This is a genomic window from Yoonia sp. R78084, assembly GCF_044595625.1.
Taxonomy (GTDB): domain Bacteria; phylum Pseudomonadota; class Alphaproteobacteria; order Rhodobacterales; family Rhodobacteraceae; genus Yoonia.
Genome location: NZ_CP138993.1, coordinates 127,664 through 143,622, shown reverse-complemented (window position 1 = coordinate 143,622; position 15,959 = coordinate 127,664). Strand labels below are relative to the sequence as shown.

At 58.7% G+C, this 15,959-nt stretch carries 21 protein-coding genes; 14 read left to right on the top strand and 7 right to left on the bottom strand.

Features of this window, described 5'->3' with window-relative positions; all coding sequences use genetic code 11:
* Window positions 1-39: 39 nt before the first annotated feature.
* Together SJY29_RS00800 and SJY29_RS00795 are read left to right on the top strand one after the other, a co-directional pair.
* A complete protein-coding gene (locus SJY29_RS00800; RefSeq protein WP_400085669.1) occupies window positions 40-1,743 on the top strand; it encodes an acyl-CoA dehydrogenase in 1,704 nt (567 codons plus the stop codon).
* Entirely contained in the window at window positions 1,743-2,780 is a 1,038-nt protein-coding gene (locus SJY29_RS00795; protein WP_400085666.1) for an MBL fold metallo-hydrolase, read from the top strand. The genes SJY29_RS00800 and SJY29_RS00795 overlap by 1 nt, the downstream gene beginning before the upstream one ends.
* On the opposite strand, the gene SJY29_RS00790 is transcribed toward SJY29_RS00795, so the two are convergent.
* Window positions 2,777-3,562, bottom strand: coding sequence for a class II glutamine amidotransferase (locus SJY29_RS00790; protein ID WP_400085664.1), 786 nt, complete (start codon window positions 3,560-3,562; stop codon window positions 2,777-2,779). The two genes, SJY29_RS00795 and SJY29_RS00790, sit on opposite strands and share 4 nt — an antisense overlap.
* The gene (locus SJY29_RS00785; protein ID WP_400085661.1) at window positions 3,546-3,785 is read right to left on the bottom strand and encodes a DUF6356 family protein; all 240 of its coding nucleotides are present in this window, start codon (window positions 3,783-3,785) and stop codon (window positions 3,546-3,548) included. The genes SJY29_RS00790 and SJY29_RS00785 overlap by 17 nt, the downstream gene beginning before the upstream one ends.
* Window positions 3,786-3,891: 106 nt before the next feature.
* On the opposite strand from SJY29_RS00785, the gene SJY29_RS00780 reads away from it, so the two are divergent.
* The 4 genes from SJY29_RS00780 (at window position 3,892) to SJY29_RS00765 (ending at window position 5,650) form a co-directional block, all read left to right on the top strand.
* Complete coding sequence (locus tag SJY29_RS00780) at window positions 3,892-4,353, top strand: Lrp/AsnC family transcriptional regulator (protein ID WP_400085659.1); 462 nt, start codon at window positions 3,892-3,894, stop codon at window positions 4,351-4,353.
* On the top strand, window positions 4,350-4,829 hold the full coding sequence (locus tag SJY29_RS00775) for a DUF6173 family protein (RefSeq protein WP_400085657.1): 480 nt from the start codon (window positions 4,350-4,352) through the stop codon (window positions 4,827-4,829). The genes SJY29_RS00780 and SJY29_RS00775 overlap by 4 nt, the downstream gene beginning before the upstream one ends.
* Before the next feature lie 65 nt (window positions 4,830-4,894).
* The gene (locus SJY29_RS00770; RefSeq protein ID WP_110279614.1) at window positions 4,895-5,029 is read left to right on the top strand and encodes an aa3-type cytochrome c oxidase subunit IV; all 135 of its coding nucleotides are present in this window, start codon (window positions 4,895-4,897) and stop codon (window positions 5,027-5,029) included.
* Window positions 5,030-5,035: 6 nt separating this feature from the next.
* Window positions 5,036-5,650 carry a hypothetical protein gene (locus SJY29_RS00765; RefSeq protein ID WP_400085653.1) on the top strand — a complete coding sequence of 205 codons (615 nt, stop codon included), beginning with the start codon at window positions 5,036-5,038 and terminating at the stop codon, window positions 5,648-5,650.
* Here SJY29_RS00765 and SJY29_RS00760 read toward each other — a convergent pair.
* Together SJY29_RS00760 and SJY29_RS00755 are read right to left on the bottom strand one after the other, a co-directional pair.
* Window positions 5,634-5,969 carry an AzlD domain-containing protein gene (locus tag SJY29_RS00760; RefSeq protein WP_400085651.1) on the bottom strand — a complete coding sequence of 112 codons (336 nt, stop codon included), beginning with the start codon at window positions 5,967-5,969 and terminating at the stop codon, window positions 5,634-5,636. The two genes, SJY29_RS00765 and SJY29_RS00760, sit on opposite strands and share 17 nt — an antisense overlap.
* On the bottom strand, window positions 5,966-6,688 hold the full coding sequence (locus SJY29_RS00755) for an AzlC family ABC transporter permease (protein WP_400085649.1): 723 nt from the start codon (window positions 6,686-6,688) through the stop codon (window positions 5,966-5,968). Before SJY29_RS00755 ends, SJY29_RS00760 begins: the two co-directional genes overlap by 4 nt.
* A gap of 62 nt (window positions 6,689-6,750) precedes the next feature.
* Here SJY29_RS00755 and SJY29_RS00750 point away from each other — a divergent pair, with 62 nt between their 5' ends.
* From SJY29_RS00750 to SJY29_RS00730, 5 genes are all read left to right on the top strand, one after another.
* Complete coding sequence (locus tag SJY29_RS00750) at window positions 6,751-7,632, top strand: formate dehydrogenase accessory sulfurtransferase FdhD (protein WP_400085646.1); 882 nt, start codon at window positions 6,751-6,753, stop codon at window positions 7,630-7,632.
* A gap of 70 nt (window positions 7,633-7,702) precedes the next feature.
* A complete protein-coding gene (mobA, locus tag SJY29_RS00745) occupies window positions 7,703-8,290 on the top strand; it encodes a molybdenum cofactor guanylyltransferase MobA (RefSeq protein ID WP_110279609.1) in 588 nt (195 codons plus the stop codon).
* Window positions 8,287-8,778, top strand: a complete 492-nt coding sequence (gene mobB, locus SJY29_RS00740) for a molybdopterin-guanine dinucleotide biosynthesis protein B (protein ID WP_400085644.1) — start codon at window positions 8,287-8,289, stop codon at window positions 8,776-8,778. The genes mobA and mobB overlap by 4 nt, the downstream gene beginning before the upstream one ends.
* Window positions 8,779-8,795: 17 nt before the next feature.
* Window positions 8,796-10,865: a gephyrin-like molybdotransferase Glp gene (gene glp / locus SJY29_RS00735; protein ID WP_400088801.1), complete on the top strand. Its 2,070-nt coding sequence runs from the start codon at window positions 8,796-8,798 to the stop codon at window positions 10,863-10,865.
* Window positions 10,862-11,440 carry a GNAT family N-acetyltransferase gene (locus SJY29_RS00730; protein WP_400085643.1) on the top strand — a complete coding sequence of 193 codons (579 nt, stop codon included), beginning with the start codon at window positions 10,862-10,864 and terminating at the stop codon, window positions 11,438-11,440. Before glp ends, SJY29_RS00730 begins: the two co-directional genes overlap by 4 nt.
* Here the strand turns inward: SJY29_RS00730 and mbfA are convergent.
* Entirely contained in the window at window positions 11,437-12,414 is a 978-nt protein-coding gene (gene mbfA, locus SJY29_RS00725; protein WP_400085641.1) for an iron exporter MbfA, read from the bottom strand. The genes SJY29_RS00730 and mbfA overlap by 4 nt on opposite strands.
* Window positions 12,415-12,565: 151 nt before the next feature.
* On the opposite strand from mbfA, the gene SJY29_RS00720 reads away from it, so the two are divergent.
* A complete protein-coding gene (locus SJY29_RS00720; protein ID WP_055293561.1) occupies window positions 12,566-12,754 on the top strand; it encodes a hypothetical protein in 189 nt (62 codons plus the stop codon).
* 106 nt (window positions 12,755-12,860) lie between these two features.
* Window positions 12,861-13,478: a TetR/AcrR family transcriptional regulator gene (locus tag SJY29_RS00715; RefSeq protein ID WP_110279604.1), complete on the top strand. Its 618-nt coding sequence runs from the start codon at window positions 12,861-12,863 to the stop codon at window positions 13,476-13,478.
* Here SJY29_RS00715 and SJY29_RS00710 read toward each other — a convergent pair.
* Both SJY29_RS00710 and SJY29_RS00705 read right to left on the bottom strand, forming a co-directional pair.
* Entirely contained in the window at window positions 13,475-14,209 is a 735-nt protein-coding gene (locus SJY29_RS00710) for an NYN domain-containing protein (protein ID WP_110279603.1), read from the bottom strand. The genes SJY29_RS00715 and SJY29_RS00710 overlap by 4 nt on opposite strands.
* 150 nt (window positions 14,210-14,359) lie before the next feature.
* Window positions 14,360-15,472: an S-(hydroxymethyl)glutathione dehydrogenase/class III alcohol dehydrogenase gene (locus SJY29_RS00705; RefSeq protein ID WP_400085637.1), complete on the bottom strand. Its 1,113-nt coding sequence runs from the start codon at window positions 15,470-15,472 to the stop codon at window positions 14,360-14,362.
* Window positions 15,473-15,582: 110 nt separating this feature from the next.
* Here SJY29_RS00705 and SJY29_RS00700 point away from each other — a divergent pair, with 110 nt between their 5' ends.
* On the top strand, window positions 15,583-15,846 hold the full coding sequence (locus SJY29_RS00700; RefSeq protein ID WP_400085634.1) for an I78 family peptidase inhibitor: 264 nt from the start codon (window positions 15,583-15,585) through the stop codon (window positions 15,844-15,846).
* The last annotated feature ends 113 nt before the right edge of the window (window positions 15,847-15,959 follow it).

Below are 15,959 nucleotides of genomic sequence, written 5' to 3'. Positions count from 1 at the left end.
GGCTTTTGCCAAGCGGCTGCATAATTTGGAGATGAAGCAATGCCTTATCGCGCACCTGTCAGCGATTTCCGTTTCTTGATGGATCATGTGGTCGGCTTTGATCAGGTTGCGGCAACCGATCACTTTGCCGAAGCCACCCCTGACATGACCCAAGCGATTCTCACCGAAGCCGCCAAGATGTCCGAAGATATTCTCGCCCCGCTCAACCGCGCAGGCGATCTGCACCCCGCCCGCCTCGAGAACGGTATCGTCCGCACGAGCCCCGGTTTTGCGGAAGGCTACGACGCAATCGCGACCGGTGGCTGGATCGGCATGTCCGCCAGCCAGGACAACGGCGGCCTTGGCCTACCCATGACCCTTACGACCACGGTCAATGAAATGCTTGCAGGAGCCTGCCTTGCCCTGCAACTCAGCCCGCTGATGACCCAAGGCCAGATCGAGGCGCTGGAACACCACGCCTCGGATGCGATCAAGGCCCTCTACATCCCCAAGCTGGTCTCGGGCGAATGGAACGGCACGATGAACCTGACGGAACCGCAGGCTGGGTCTGATGTGGGCGCGTTGCGGACCAAGGCCGAACCCAATGGTGACGGGACCTATGCGATCACCGGACAGAAGATCTACATCAGCTGGGCCGACAATGATTTCACGCAGAACGTCTGCCACCTAGTGCTGGCACGCCTGCCCGATGGTGTGGCGGGCACCAAAGGCATCAGCCTGTTCATGGTTCCGAAACTGATCCCTGATGCAGATGGAAACCCCGGCACACCGAATGATCTGCGCGTGGTCAGCCTTGAACACAAAATGGGCCTGCACGGCTCGCCCACCGCGGTGATGGAATATTCCGGCGCCACGGGTTGGCTAGTGGGCGAAGAACACGGCGGCATGGCCGCGATGTTTACGATGATGAACAATGCGCGGCTGGGCGTCGCAACCCAAGGCGTCGGCATCGCCGAGGCGGCACTGCAACACGCCCTTGCCTATGCCCAAGACCGCAAACAGGGCAAAGCGCCCGGAAGCGGGGCGATCCTTGAGCACGCCGACGTGCGGCGCATGCTGACCACTATGAAGGCCGACACCTACGCCGCCCGCGCGATCACCTTGATGAACGCCGTGGCGATCGATATGGCACATGCCACCGGCAGCGCCGAATGGCAGGCGCGTGCAGCCTTCCTGACACCCATCAGCAAAGCATTCTGCACCGATGTGGGCTGCGAAGTTGCCGCGACCGGTATCCAAGTCCACGGCGGCATGGGCTTTATCGAGGAAACCGGCGCCGCCCAATACGCGCGCGACGTCCGCGTTGCCACGATTTACGAGGGCACCAACGGCATTCAGGCCATGGACCTTGTGGCGCGCAAACTGATGGACGGGGGTGAGGCCGCATTCCGTATCCTCGAAGAAATCGAACAGGGGGCCGAAGCTGCCAAAGCGACCCATCCGCAACTGGCCGAAGCGGTCTGGCAAGCAGCAGAGAGCCTGCGAGAAACAACCGAATGGCTGGCCGCACAGGACGATCTGAACGCCCGCTTTGCTGGCGCCGTCCCCTATCTGCGGGCCTTTGCGCGGGTTCTTGGCGGACATGTGCATCTTGCCAGCGCCGTCAAAGGTGATGCCAGCCGCGCCCGCCTTGCAACCTTCTATATTAAACGTATGCTCCCCGAACACACAGGCCTATTGGCACACACACGTGAAGGGGCAACCGATCTTATGGCCATCACCGCAGACGATCTTGCCGCATAATGCCTGACGACCAACGCGGCATCCGGTATCCTTTTCAGGATCCGCCCGCAGAGGGTGAGGCGATGACAGTCGCACCCGGTGTGCTATGGATGCGCCTGCCGCTGCCCATGAAACTGGATCACGTAAACGTCTACGCGCTGGACGAGGGCGACAGCTGGACAGTGATCGACACGGGCTTTGCGTCCAAACGCGGGCGGGCAATCTGGGGCACATTGCTGGAAGGGCCGCTTGCCGGCAAACCTGTGGGACGCGTTGTTGTCACCCACCATCACCCCGATCACGTCGGGCTGGCGGCGTGGTTCATGGACCAAGGTGCAAGTCTCGCCATGCCGCGCACCGGATGGCTGATGGCACGGATGCTGACGCTGGATGTGCAAGAAGTGCCAAACGCGCAAGCGCTGCATTTCTATACCCGCGCAGGCATGGACCCCGCGGTGCTGCAAACCCGCAAATCCGAACGCCCCTTTAATTTTGCCGATTGCGTCGCACCGCTGCCGCTGGGTTACACCCGTCTTGTGGATGGCGACACAATCACAATGGGCGGGCGTACATGGGAAATCCGCATGGGAGACGGCCACGCCCCCGAACATGCAACCTTCTGGAGCCGCGACGACAATCTGGTCATTGCAGGCGACCAGCTCCTGCCGTCAATCAGCCCGAACCTCGGCGTCTATCCCACAGAACCCGAGGCCGATCCCGTCACCGACTGGCTGACCTCCTGCGAGAAGTTCCAAAGCGTGGCACAGACCGATCACCTCGTGCTTGGTGGCCATAAACTGCCTTTCACGGGTCTGCCGACGCGGCTGGCGCAACTGATCGACAATCACCACGGCGCGCTAAAGCGCCTGATGGAGCACCTGACAGAACCCCATAGCGCTGGCGAGTGTTTCATCCCGCTCTTCAAGCGCAACATCGGCGGGGGCGAATACGGTCTGGCCCTGGTCGAGGCGGTCGCCCACCTCAATCACCTGCACCAGGCGGGCCTTGTTGCACGGCAACTGCGCGACGATGGCGCATGGGCATATCAGGCGGCCTAGGCCGCGACCAATCCGTCCAGCGTTTTTACCCCTGCGACCGTCATCGCACAGATCGTGTCGGTCGGAATGGCACTCCACCGTGCAGCAGTGCCACACAACGGCTCGGACGCGAGCGAACGTCCGCCGTTATCCAATACGCCCGAGGCATAAAGCGACGGTGCGTTGCCCGCAGTCGCATGGCGGAACGCAAAAAGCGTTTCACCGTCGGAGAAAACACACGTGATCTTGATAGGGCCATTATCACCGGCAGGGCCGATTTGCGCCAGCGTCGCGCGCATCGCCGCAGCCGGATCAGCCTCGAGCCCGTTTGCCAGCAGGGTGAAGAAAATCATCTCGCTGTCGGTTGTGCCCTGCATCGCCTCAAACAGATGATCGGGGAGTGCCGCCAGCATCCGGCGCCGGATGGTTCTGAAATGCGGGATCTGGCCGTTGTGGCAGAAGGACCATTTACCGAACTTGAACGGATGGCAGTTCGCGCGGCTGGTCTCGCCCACAGTGGACGCACGGATATGCGCGATAAAGAGGCGCGAATGCACCATGCGGCACAGGTTTGTCAGGTTCTCATCCGCCCACGCCGGCAGGACATCACGGTAAAGGCCAGGAGCGGTGTCCGCGCCATACCAGCTGATCCCGAAGCCGTCACCATTCACGGTCAGCTTGGCTTCATTCGCATGCTGGCTTTGCGCCAGCAACGAATGGGTAGGACGCACAATGATGTTTTCAAGCGGAATTTCAGGGCCGGTATAGGCCGCGATACGGCACATATCAGTGGCGGCTTTCAATCCGGGCGTGAAGGCGCTTGAGAATGCGGCTTGCTGTGGTCTCACACAGCGCAGGCACAATCGCATGGACCAAAGCGGCAAGCGCTGCGGCACCCAACCAGAACGCAAAGCCGAATGCAAAACGCATGTGCTGGAAATAGGTCTCATCCACGGTGGCAGGGTGGTCCAAGAAAAGGGCGGCGAGCGGGTTCTTGCGGGATGTGCTGTGCGATGCGTCAGACATGAGAGCGGGTTCCTTCTTTGCTTTATGGCAAATTATCGAAGTCCTGCTGCACATTGATCCCAAACGTGATTGCCAATTATATCAATATTGGGATAAAATCCCAACCATGGGCCATTCACTAGACACTATAGACCGCGCAATTCTGCGGATCATTCAAACTGATGCAACGTTATCGGTCGATGACGTCAGCGATGCTGTGAACCTGTCGCGCAACGCCTGCTGGCGTCGGATCAAAGCGCTCGAGCAGTCGGGTGTTATCAAAGGGCGCGTCGCATTGGTCGATCCCGCCAGCGTCGGCGTGCCACTCACCGCAATGGTCCTGATCCGCACGAACGCCCATGACGCGGATTGGATGAAACGCTTCCAGGCAACACTACACAGCTTTCCGGAAGTCGTCGGTGCCTACCGGATGACGGGTGATCTTGATTACGTCTTGCGGGTGCGTGTTGCAGACGTCCCGGCCTATGACGCCTTCTACAAACGGCTGACCTCGCGGATTTCTGTCTCGGATATCTCGGCCAGTTTCGTTATGGAGGAGATCAAGGAAACAACCGCGGTACCACTATGACCAAGACAACCATGGAAATTGAAACCTCTGCCGAAATGCTGGAAGATGACATTCTGCCAAAATGCCGCGAAATCCACACCAACCCTGACGCCAGACCCGTGAGTGGGGACAACGCGCCCAAAGCACTCAAAACCCCCAATGCCCCCAAAAGCGCGGCACAATGGGCTTATGAGCGCATCATCATGTATATCCAGAACTTTGAAGCGCAACTGGACAACGATCACGAGGTCGGACTGGGCCTTGCGGGCGGCAACACCGGTGTGATCAAGATCGAGGGCTTGGGGTACTATGACCCCGATATCGTGACCTACTACGGCATCGACAACAGTGGCGCACGCACCCAGTTGATCCAACATGTCAGCCAGCTGAATGTGACCTTGGTCGCCAGCCCGAAACACAGTGACCAGCCCGAACCCACACGGATCGGGTTTCAACTGGCCACAGCTTTGGATAACGACGCGGATGTGACGACCTGACCGCGTGACAGCGCGAAATGAATCGGCTATGCGAATGACAAATCAAAGTTTGAAGGAACCGGACCATGGCTGAACACAAGCACGGTGAAATGGATATCACTACTCAGGAAAAAACCTTTGAAGGTTTCATGAGCATGACAACCAAGGCGACGATCGGCATTATCGTTTTCCTGATCTTCCTCGCGCTCATCGCGGTCTAATCTGCCGTGAACCGGCGCGGCTTTCTAATCGGCCTGCCACTGGCGCTTTCAGCCTGCACCGCGCAAGAGGTGTGGGCCCCTGATGATGTTGTGACGCGGGCCGTCCACCGCAAGCCCGGCAGTAAATATCTGACCCTTTACACAATGAAGAACGTGGGCTCCGACAACGGCGCCCACAGCGCGTTGCTCATAAACGCAAGCCAGCGCGTGCTCTTCGACCCTGCGGGATCGTTCAAGCAAGACGTGATGCCCGAACGCAATGACGTCCTTTTCGGCGTTACCCCGCGGCTGGAAAAATTCTATGTCAGCTTCCACGCGCGCGAGACTTACTACGTCGTCGGGCAAACGGTGAATGTTGCACCAGAGGTGGCGGAACAGGCCCTGAACCTCGCGCTTATCTCTGGCCCTGTCCCGCAAGCAAACTGCGCCCGTGTTACCTCGCGGATACTACGGCAGCTTCCAGGCTTCGAAGGGATCCGCCAGACTTGGGGGCCAAACCGGATCGAGGAAGACTTCGCAAAACTTCCCGGTGTCACCACGCTCGAATATCGCGAAAACGACGCTGACGACAAAACACTTGCTTTGGAAGAGATCACAGCCATCCTCAGAGGACAGCAGTAATCCCCATCGCAGCGTAAAGCGTGACGGCACCAGCGAAGATGGCCCATAGCACGTTGCGTGACCAAAGCCCGACCGCAACAGTCGCCATCGCCGCCAGCATCCGCACCGGATCAAATTGCCCGTCAGTCGCCGACGGCCACAGTACCAAAGGCGCCACCATCGCGGGCAGAACCGCAACAGGCGTATACCGCAGCAGGCGCAGCACAAACTGCGGCATCGGACGGTCACCGATCAGACCCAGGAATGAAAAACGGATCAGAAAGGTGCCGATCCCCATAACCCCGATAATTGTCCAGATTTCAGCCGCTGAATAATTCATTGTGCACGCTTTTCTAGCCAAACTTCGACCAATGCGCCCGTCAGCATCGCCGCCCCCGCCGCGATCAACAGGCCTGTGCCGGAAGGCAACCCCACCAGTAACAACCCCACTGACACCGATACCGCCGCTGCCGCAGCATGCGCCAGCGATTTCACCATGGGTGCAACCAACGCCAAGAACATGATGGGCATAATGAAATCAAGCGCCCAAGCATCCGAGATCGACTTGCCGGCCACAACGCCGACATATGTCATCAAGAACCACAGCGGCGTGATCGGCGTGGCCGCCCCGACAAAATAGGCAAACCGTTCGGGCACTGTCATTGCAGGGCGCGCCTCATAACGCGAGATCGACAAAAGATAGGGCTGATCGAAGTTCAGATAAGCGACACAGGCCCGCTGCCACAAAGGGGCCGCCCCCAGATGGGGCACCAGCGATGCCGAATACATCGCCATCCGCAGGTTCACCGCCAGCGCCGCCAGCAAAACAAAGGCAATGCTCGCGTTTTCAACCATCATCTGCAGGGCCGCAAACTGCGACGCCCCTGCAATGACCAGCACAGAAAAACCCATGACCTGTGCCAGGGTCAGGCCCGCATCAGTGGCAACAACTCCAAACACCATGGCAAAAGGTGCGGCGACCAGAATGAATGGCGCACCATCGCGCAGCCCGGCCCAATAGGCCGAAGTTGCAGGTGTTTTCATGGTAGAAGTCGTCATGGCTTTGCCCTAGCCTCACGCGGGTTACATCTGCCTTTACCCATGCGCACAGGAAATGACAATTGGCACAGAACCGCGATACCTCTGGCTACCTGATTGCCCCTGATCCGGGTGCTGCGCGCCTGACGCGCGCTGTCACCGGCACGGATCAGACAGGGGCAACCGTTGCACTGAACGTGGTTGAGGAACGCCCGCTGACGATCTTTCTCAATTCCCGGGAAATTGTCACCGCCATGACGATCGGTGACTATCCCGCCTATCTGGCCCTTGGTTTTTTGCGCAATCAGGGCATGCTGCGCGCGGATGATGTGATTACCGGTGTGGACTACGACGAAGAGCTTGAAACCGTCGTGGTCCGTACCGAGGCGCAAACCAGCTTTGAAGACAAACTCAAGAAAAAGACCCGCACCAGCGGTTGCGCTGTCGGCACGATCTTCGGTGACATGATGGAAGGGCTTGAAGGTGTCACGCTGCCACCTGTCCAGATCCGCACATCCGATCTTTACGCGCTTGCCGCACAGATCAACCGCACCCCCTCACTCTATCTCGAAGCCGGCGCAATCCACGGCACGATCCTGTGTCAGGACAACCGCCCGCTGGTCTATATGGAGGATGTGGGCCGCCACAACGCCGTCGATAAAATCGCAGGCTGGATGCTCTCCGAAGGGGTCAGCGCTGCTGACAAAATCCTCTACACCACGGGCCGTCTGACATCCGAGATGGTGATCAAAACCGCAATGATGGGCATCCCTGTCCTCGCCTCCCGCTCCGGCTTCACCGCCTGGGGGGTTGAGATCGCCAACCAGATTGGCCTGACGCTGATCGGGCGGATGAAAGGGCAACGTTTTGTCTGCCTCTCGGGCGAAGAGCGCCTGATCCGTGACGCAGACCCCGCCCTCATCGCCGACGAACCCCGCAAAATGGGACGCAAGGCAAGCACATGACCCCTGCATCAACTTGCCAAATACACTCCCGCCGGAGGCTCCAACAGACAACCCGCACGCAGGTTTGCCGATGAAGCACCCCCTCGGAGTCATTCTCGCAGGCGGTCAGGCCACACGCATGGGTGGGGGCGACAAGGGGCTGCTGCCTTTGGGCAGCGGGACAATCCTGTCGCATGTGATCGACCGACTGGAACCGCAGGTCGCAGGCCTCGCCCTGAACGCCAACGGCGATCCCGCACGCTTTGCCCACCTAAACCTGCCGGTGATCGCCGACAGCATCGACGGGTTCGCAGGCCCCCTCTCGGGTGTGCTCGCGGGGCTGGACTGGGCCGCCGCACAAGGGGCCAGCCATATCGTGACAGCCGCGGCTGACACGCCTTTCTTTCCATGCGATCTGGTGCCGCGCCTGTTGCAAGCCGCCGAAGATGCAGGCACGCAAATTGCCCTGTCCCGTACGCCGGATGGCCGCCACCCCACCTTCGGGCTCTGGCCCACCGCCCTGCGCGATGACCTGCGCGCAGCCCTCAATGACGGGTTGCGCAAGGTCGTGTTGTGGACAGATCAACACGGCTGCGCCACCGCCGCATTCCCCGACGACGCTGCCTTTTTTAACGTCAATACCCCTCAGGACCTCGTAAAAGCGGAACATATGCTATGAAAATCTACGGCGTCACGGGCTATAAGAACGCAGGAAAAACCGGCCTTATGGAACGACTGGTGACCGAAATCACAAGCCGCGGCTTCACCGTCTCGACCCTGAAACATGCGCACCACAGCTTTGATGTCGATCACCCCGGCAAAGACAGCTACCGCCACCGCCATGCAGGTGCGCATCAAGTGCTTCTTTCATCAGCAACCCGCTGGGCCCTTATGACGGAATTGCGCGACAATGACGAAGTCCCGCTTGCTGAACTTTTGGCAAAACTCGACCCTGTCGATCTGATTTTGGTCGAAGGTTACAAACGCGACGCCCACCCCAAAATCGAGGCCTACCGCGCCGAGAACAATCACCCCGTTCTTGCCCAAGAAGACCCCACCGTCCGCGCAGTCGCGAGCGATTGCGCACTCGACGTGACGCAACCATGCTTTGATCTGAATGATACCAAAGCCATCGCCGATTTCATCCTCTCAGAGGTCGGCCTGTGATCTTCGACACCTTCCTTATGGTCGACTGGTCCGGCGGCAATGACCGCGGCGCGACGCCGAAGAAAGACGCCATCTGGGTCTGTGCAGCACGCGACGGCATGGCCGATGCCCCCCTTTACATGCGCAACCGCCACGTTGCCGAAGAATGGATCACCAGTTTTCTGAAAGCTGAAACAAAGGCTGGCCGCCGCGTCTTTGCCGGTTTTGACTTTGCCTTTGGCTATCCTTCAGGTTTTGGCAGAACCCTGATCGGCACCGATGATCCTTTCGCAATTTGGGACTGGTTCGCCGCGCGTGTGCAGGACGACCCCAAATCCAACAACCGCTTTGATCTGGCCGGGGAAATCAACGCGCAATTCCCCGGCACAGGCCCCTTCTGGGGCAACGGGCTACAACGCGATATCCCCCATCTGCCGCGCAAGGGATTGGCACGCGACGGCCACGGTATGCCTGAGAAACGCAAAGCCGAAGAGCAGGCCAAAGGCGCGTTCCCCGTCTGGCAGCTTTCAGGTGCGGGGGCGGTAGGCAGTCAGGTGATCATGGGATTGCCCATGCTCGCCCGCCTGCGCAAAACCTTTGGCGATGCGCTCACCACTTGGCCCTTCGAACCGCTCTTGACACCCATCGCACTGGTCGAAATCTGGCCCTCACTGATCGCCAAAACCATCGCCGCCAACCTGCCCGATGGTCAGATCAAGGACGCGCACCAAGTGCAGGTCATGGCAGAAACGCTCTCGGCGATGCCCGCCGAAAACCTTGCCCGCCTGCTTGATGTCCCCACCAACACAGAAGGCTGGATTCTCGGTCTTGGCCATGAAGCGCTGCTGACACAAGGGCCCCTTCCACCCCCGCTGAAGAACGACTGCTTTGCGATGCCGCAAGGCGCGCATTGGACACCTGTCGAAACGGCCCTCGACCATTTGCGCCATGAGCTGTCCTGCGTCACAGGCACGCGGAACATCCCCCTCAAAAACGCTGCGAACTGTATTCTGGCAGGGGATGTCGTGGCTGCACGCGCGCATCCGCCCGCCCCCAATGCCGCCGTTGACGGCTATGGTTTCGCAGGCCCAGCACCCGAAGGCATCAACCGCCTGCCCCTGGTGCAGGGCCGCGCTGCCGCAGGCGCGCCATTTGCCGGTAAAGTCCCAGCAGACCACGCAATCCGTATACTGACCGGTGCAAACCTGCCGCAAGGCGTCGACACCGTGGTGCTGCAAGAAGACGTCAGCGCGACCGCCTCACATGTCAGCTTTCACGGCCCTATCAAACAGGGCGCAAATGCGCGCAAAGCAGGTGAGGATATGCAGGCGGGGCAGGTCATTCTGCATGCAGGACGCAAGCTGACCGCAGCAGACCTTGGCACGATGGCCGCTGCTGGTGTGGACAAGCTCCGCGTCTATCAGAAACTGCGGGTCGGTATCCTCTCGACCGGTGACGAGTTACGCAATCCCGGCGACGCGGTGACGGACGGGCAGATCTTCGATGCAAACCGCCCCATGCTTTCGGCTTTGGTAGGTCAATGGGGCTACGATGTTATCGACCTTGGCCGCGCCCCTGACAACCGCGACCGCCTGCGCGTTATCCTCGATGATGCCGCCAGGCGCTGCAATGTGATCGTGTCATCCGGCGGCGCATCGGCGGGGGATGAAGACCATATGTCTGCCCTTCTCAAAGACACAGGGTCCTTCGCGCTTTGGCGTATCGCGATGAAACCCGGACGCCCTCTTGCGATGGGACAATGGCAGAGCAAGCCCGTCTTCGGCCTGCCTGGTAATCCGGTTGCGGCGATGGTTTGCGCGCTGGTCTTTGTCGCGCCTGCTCTGCGGGTTCTGGCAGGTGGCACATGGCAAACCCCCGCGCGCTATATGGTGCCCGCCGGTTTCACCAAATCCAAAAAGGAAGGCCGTCGTGAATACCTGCGCGCGCGGATCGAAAACGGCGCCGCAGTGGTTTTTCCCTCCGAAGGATCAGGCCGCGTATCCGGGCTAAGCTGGGCAACAGGGCTTGTGGAACTTGACGATCCGGCGCAAAAGGTCGCACCCGGTGATCCGGTCGCCTTTCTTCCATTCCATAGTTTTGATGCATGAAAATTACTGTCGGCATTCCCGAAAAAGACCGCGAGGAAGCGGCTTCCCTCTACTGGGATGCTTTTGGTGAAAAGCTCGGTTTTACAATGGGCCCCAAGTATCAGGCCTTGATATTTGTGCGCGCGGTTCTGCGGCCGGATCATGGCATCTGCGCCCACGACGACAACGGACGGCTGTTGGGTATTGCGGGGTTCAAAACCGCGCAAGGGGCTTTGGTCGGTGGTGGTTTCAGTGACCTGCGCAAGGTCTATGGCTGGGTCAGCGCGGCTATTCGCTGCTCGCTCCTGTCCCTGCTGGAACGCGACACCGAGAACGAACGCTTCTTGATGGACGGCCTTTTTGTCGCCCCCGAAGCGCGTGGGATGGGCGTGGGCACTGCGCTGCTTGATGCAATCGTGGATGAGGCTAGGCGCCGCGGTTTTGATCAGGTCAGACTGGATGTGGTCGACACGAACCCGCGCGCCAAGGCGCTTTACCGGCACGTGGGGTTCAAAGAGGTCAAAACCGTGAGGATCGGCCTATTGCGACATATCTTTGGCTTCAGCGCCTCAACGACGATGGTGCGGGACGTCTAGCCCGCACCAATCAAAGCACCGGCCCCAAAGACCAGGGCACCACCCAGAACCACCTGAAAAATGGCCTTGAGCCAAGGTGTCTGCATATAGCGGTTCTGGATCCAGGCAATCGCCCAAAGCTCGACAAAAACAACCATCAACGCAATGATCGTAGCGGTCCAGAAATCGGCGATGAGGTAGGGCAAAGCATGGCCCAGACCACCGATTGTGGTCATCACACCTGCCGCCAGACCGCGCTTATAGGGCGATCCGCGGCCCGAAATCTGGCCGTCATCCGAAGCGGCTTCCGTAAATCCCATCGAGATGCCGGCACCCACCGAAGCCGCCAAACCGACAAGGAAGGTGGTCCATGTGTCTTGGGTCGCGAAAGCCACTGCAAAGATCGGCGCAAGGGTCGATACCGAGCCATCCATCAAACCGGCAAGTCCCGGTTGCACCCACGTCAGCACGAACTGCCTGTGGGCCGCCGTTTCTTCTTCTGACTTGGTGTCGCCTGCAAGATGGGCCTCTGCCAGCTCCTGGGCTTTGTCCGAATGGCCCGCCTCGGCAGCCGCGAGATCACCCAAAAGTTTACGCGTCGCCGCATCGGTTGTCGCAGCAGCAGCCGCCAGATAGAACCGCTCTGCGTCACGCTCCATCTGGGCGGCTTCATCGCGGATGCGTTCAAGCCCGAGGTTTTCGACCAGCCAGACCGGACGGCGGGCATAGAACCCCGAAACATGTTCGCGGCGGATCAGGGGGATCACTTCGCCAAAACGGGTGCGGTGCAAATCAATCAGCCGTTGGCGATGGCCGTCCTCTTCTTTGGCCATCCCGTCAAAGATCGCCGCTGATGCAGGATATTCACCACGCAGCCGTTCCGCATAGCCACGATAGATACGGGCATCATCTTCTTCCGATGAAATCGCCAGTGCCAGAACTTCTTGCTCTGACAGTTCGCTAAAGCGGCGGCGGTAACCGAATGCCTGCAGCATGAGTTCGATCCTTTCTTAGAATAATTCTAAGTTATGATCTCTAGCGGAAATCTCAAGCAAAAAAATAAACTAAATCGTTCAGCTTACATCTTGCAATCTGAACTGATCGGTTTAGGTGAGTATCACGAACGGAAACAAGCAGGACCCAGCCATGTCACGTCTCTTCTTTATCCTGATCGCCGCCGGCATCGCTGTTGCTGCGGGCGCCGTGTCTGCCCAGTCGACGCAGACGGATACATCGACGCAAACCCAAACGTCTCAACCCTCACCTGAGACGACCAAAGGCTGTGCCAACCTTGGCACGCTTTCCAGCGAAACTTGCACCCTGCTGGGCAAGTAGCGCTGTAGCAGCGATGGGGTTTTATTCTCCTGGCGCCCCGTCGCTGCTATGTCCTTGCCGCAAGTGAACTGATCGTTCTATGATGCAGACCTGTAAGGAGCCCAAGATGCCCGACGGCACGCCACAACCCAAAAAAGGACGGAAATTTGATCAGGTGCTTGAAGGCGCCCGACAGGTCTTTTTGTCTGACGGTTTCGAAGGGGCCTCGGTTGATGACATCGCCAAGGCGGCGGGTGTGTCGAAGGCAACGCTCTATAGCTATTTTCCCGACAAGCGCTTTTTGTTCATGCAAGTTGCCAAGACCGAATGCGCTCGTCAGGCCGAACATGCGATCGAAACGATCAATATGGATGCGCCTGTCCGGCAAGTGCTCAATGCGATTGCTGTCGAGATGGTGGATTTCATCACCTCGCAATTCGGCAAACGCATTTTCCGGATTTGTGTGGGCGAAAGTGACCGTTTCCCGGAGTTGGGGCGTGAATTTTACGAAAGCGGCCCGCTTTTGATCCGTGGCCGTTTGGTAGATTTCTTCCACAAAGCTGTGGAAAAAAACGAACTGGCGATCACCGATTTCGAACTGGCGGCGGAACAATTCCATGAACTCTGCAAAGCCGACCTGTTTCCGCGCATGGTGTTCAACATGGATGATGAATTCACGCCAGCCGAGAAACAGCGCGTGATCGACGGTGCAGTCGATATGTTTATGGCGCGCTACGGGGTTTAATCCAGCCGCCGCACCTCAACATTGCGCCCTTGGGCTTTTTTGATCTCGAACCGCCCAGTCTTTTCCAGCAAATCACTCAGTTTCGGGCTACCATAGGTGCGCGGATCAAAGTCAGGACTGGCACGGGTAATATACTGACCAAGTTGGCCCAGCGAAAACCACTCGCCCTCGGGATCAATACTATTCATTGCCTTGATCACCAGCGGGATCGCTTCGGATGGCGGGTGACGGTCATTTGTTGTCTGCTGCTCCGGTTTCCCAGCCTTCTGCGGCTTCTCGGCTTCCTTGTCGGCGCTGACAATGTTCTCGATCAGGATAAAGCGATTGCAGACATTGCGCAGACTGACCGGCGCTTTGCTTTCGCCGATACCAATCACTTCGACCCCGTTTTCGCGCATGCGGTTGGCAAGGGCGGTGAAATCACTGTCCGAAGACACCAGCACAAAGCCGTCAAAGCGGCCCGTGTGCAAAATATCCATCGCGTCAATCACCAGTCCGATATCGCTGGCGTTCTTACCTTTGGTATTGGCGGTTTCCTGATTGGCGACCATGCCCAACTCCATGACCACCTTTTTCCAATTGCCCAGCGCGGGACTGGACCAGTCACCATACACACGCCGCAGCGCAGGTTCACCGTAGGTCGTGATCTCGCGCATGATATCGGCGGCATATTTCGCAGGGATATTATCGGCATCAATCAAGACGGCCAGCAGCATACGGTCTTTGGACACGGGCGAGGTTCCTTGACTTGGGGTGATTTGGAATGACGGTGGCTACATCACAACGCTAACGCGTCTGGAGTAAAGATAAAACCACGTTTCCCATTTTACGAAAAAGGCCCGATCAATGACCGGGCCTTTGGGTTTCACTCGGGAAAGCTCCTAAAACTCAACCACAGCCCGGATGGATTTGCCCTCATGCATCAGATCAAAGCCCTTGTTGATGTCATCAAGGCTCAGCTTGTGGGTAATCATCGGGTCGATCTCGATCTTGCCCTGCATGTACCAGTCCACAATCTTGGGCACATCGGTCCGGCCACGCGCACCGCCAAAGGCGGTTCCGCGCCAGCTGCGGCCCGTCACCAACTGGAACGGCCGCGTCGATATTTCTGCTCCTGCTGGGGCGACACCGATGATAATGCTTTCACCCCAGCCCTTATGCGCCGCTTCAAGTGCTGTGCGCATCACACCCACATTGCCGGTTGCGTCAAAGGTATAGTCCGCACCACCGCCTGTCAGCGCAACCAGATGCGCCACCAGATCACCGTCAACTTCGCTTGGGTTCACAAAATCGGTCATGCCGAAACGTGTGGCCATCTCGACCTTGCCGGGGTTCAGATCAACGCCGACAATCTGATCCGCACCTGCCAGTCGCAGGCCCTGGATCACGTTCAGGCCGATCCCACCCAAACCAAAGACAATCGCGGTAGAGCCAATCTCGACTTTGGCCGTGTTAATCACCGCGCCAATGCCCGTCGTGACACCGCACCCGATATAGCAAATCTTGTCGAACGGCGCGTCCTCACGCACTTTCGCCAAGGCGATCTCGGGCAGAACGGTGTGGTTCGCAAAGGTCGAACAGCCCATGTAATGCAGGATCGGCGTACCATCGAGCATGGAAAAACGCGAGGTGCCATCCGGCATCACGCCCGCACCTTGGGTCGTGCGGATCTTTTGGCACAGGTTAGTTTTCGGGTTCAGGCAATACTCGCACTCGCGGCATTCGGGTGTGTAAAGCGGGATGACGTGATCGCCGGGCTTGAGGCTGGTCACACCGGGGCCGACCTCGAGCACAACGCCCGCACCTTCATGCCCAAGGATCGCGGGAAACGCGCCCTCGGGATCAGCGCCCGAGCGTGTGAATTCATCAGTATGGCATAGACCAGTCGCCTTGATTTCAACCAGCACCTCACCGGCTTTTGGGCCTTCGAGGTTCACTTCCATCACTTCCAGCGGTTTGCCCGCTTCTAGTGCCACGGCTGCACGGGTGCGCATATCGGGTATCTCCTTATTGATTGCCTAGACGATCAGTCAAACAGGACAAAAGTTCAACCACTCTGTGCGCTAAGCCTTGTGTTTGAGACCAAACACCCGAAAATGGCAGGATGAAACGCTATCTCGCATTGATCGTTCTTGCCGGTTGCACCGCAACCCAAGCCCCGCTGCCCCCGCAAAGCGAAGACACCTGTGGTGCCTCGGAATTCACGGGGCTGATCGGGCAACAGGCAACGGCCCTTGAACGGATATTACTGCTTGGCCCCGTCCGCGTGATCAGGCCCGGCGATGCTGTAACGATGGATTTCCGGACCGATCGGGTGAATTTCCGCATCGGTGAAGACGAAACAATCCAGCGTATCGACTGCGGCTAAAGCTGTTGGGGAAACAAAGTTCCCCGATGTCACGAACTGGGTGGGGGCTATTGGCCGCGACATCGGGGTAGCATTTCGCTATACCCGAATGTTCGCAATCAGTTGTGTTCCCA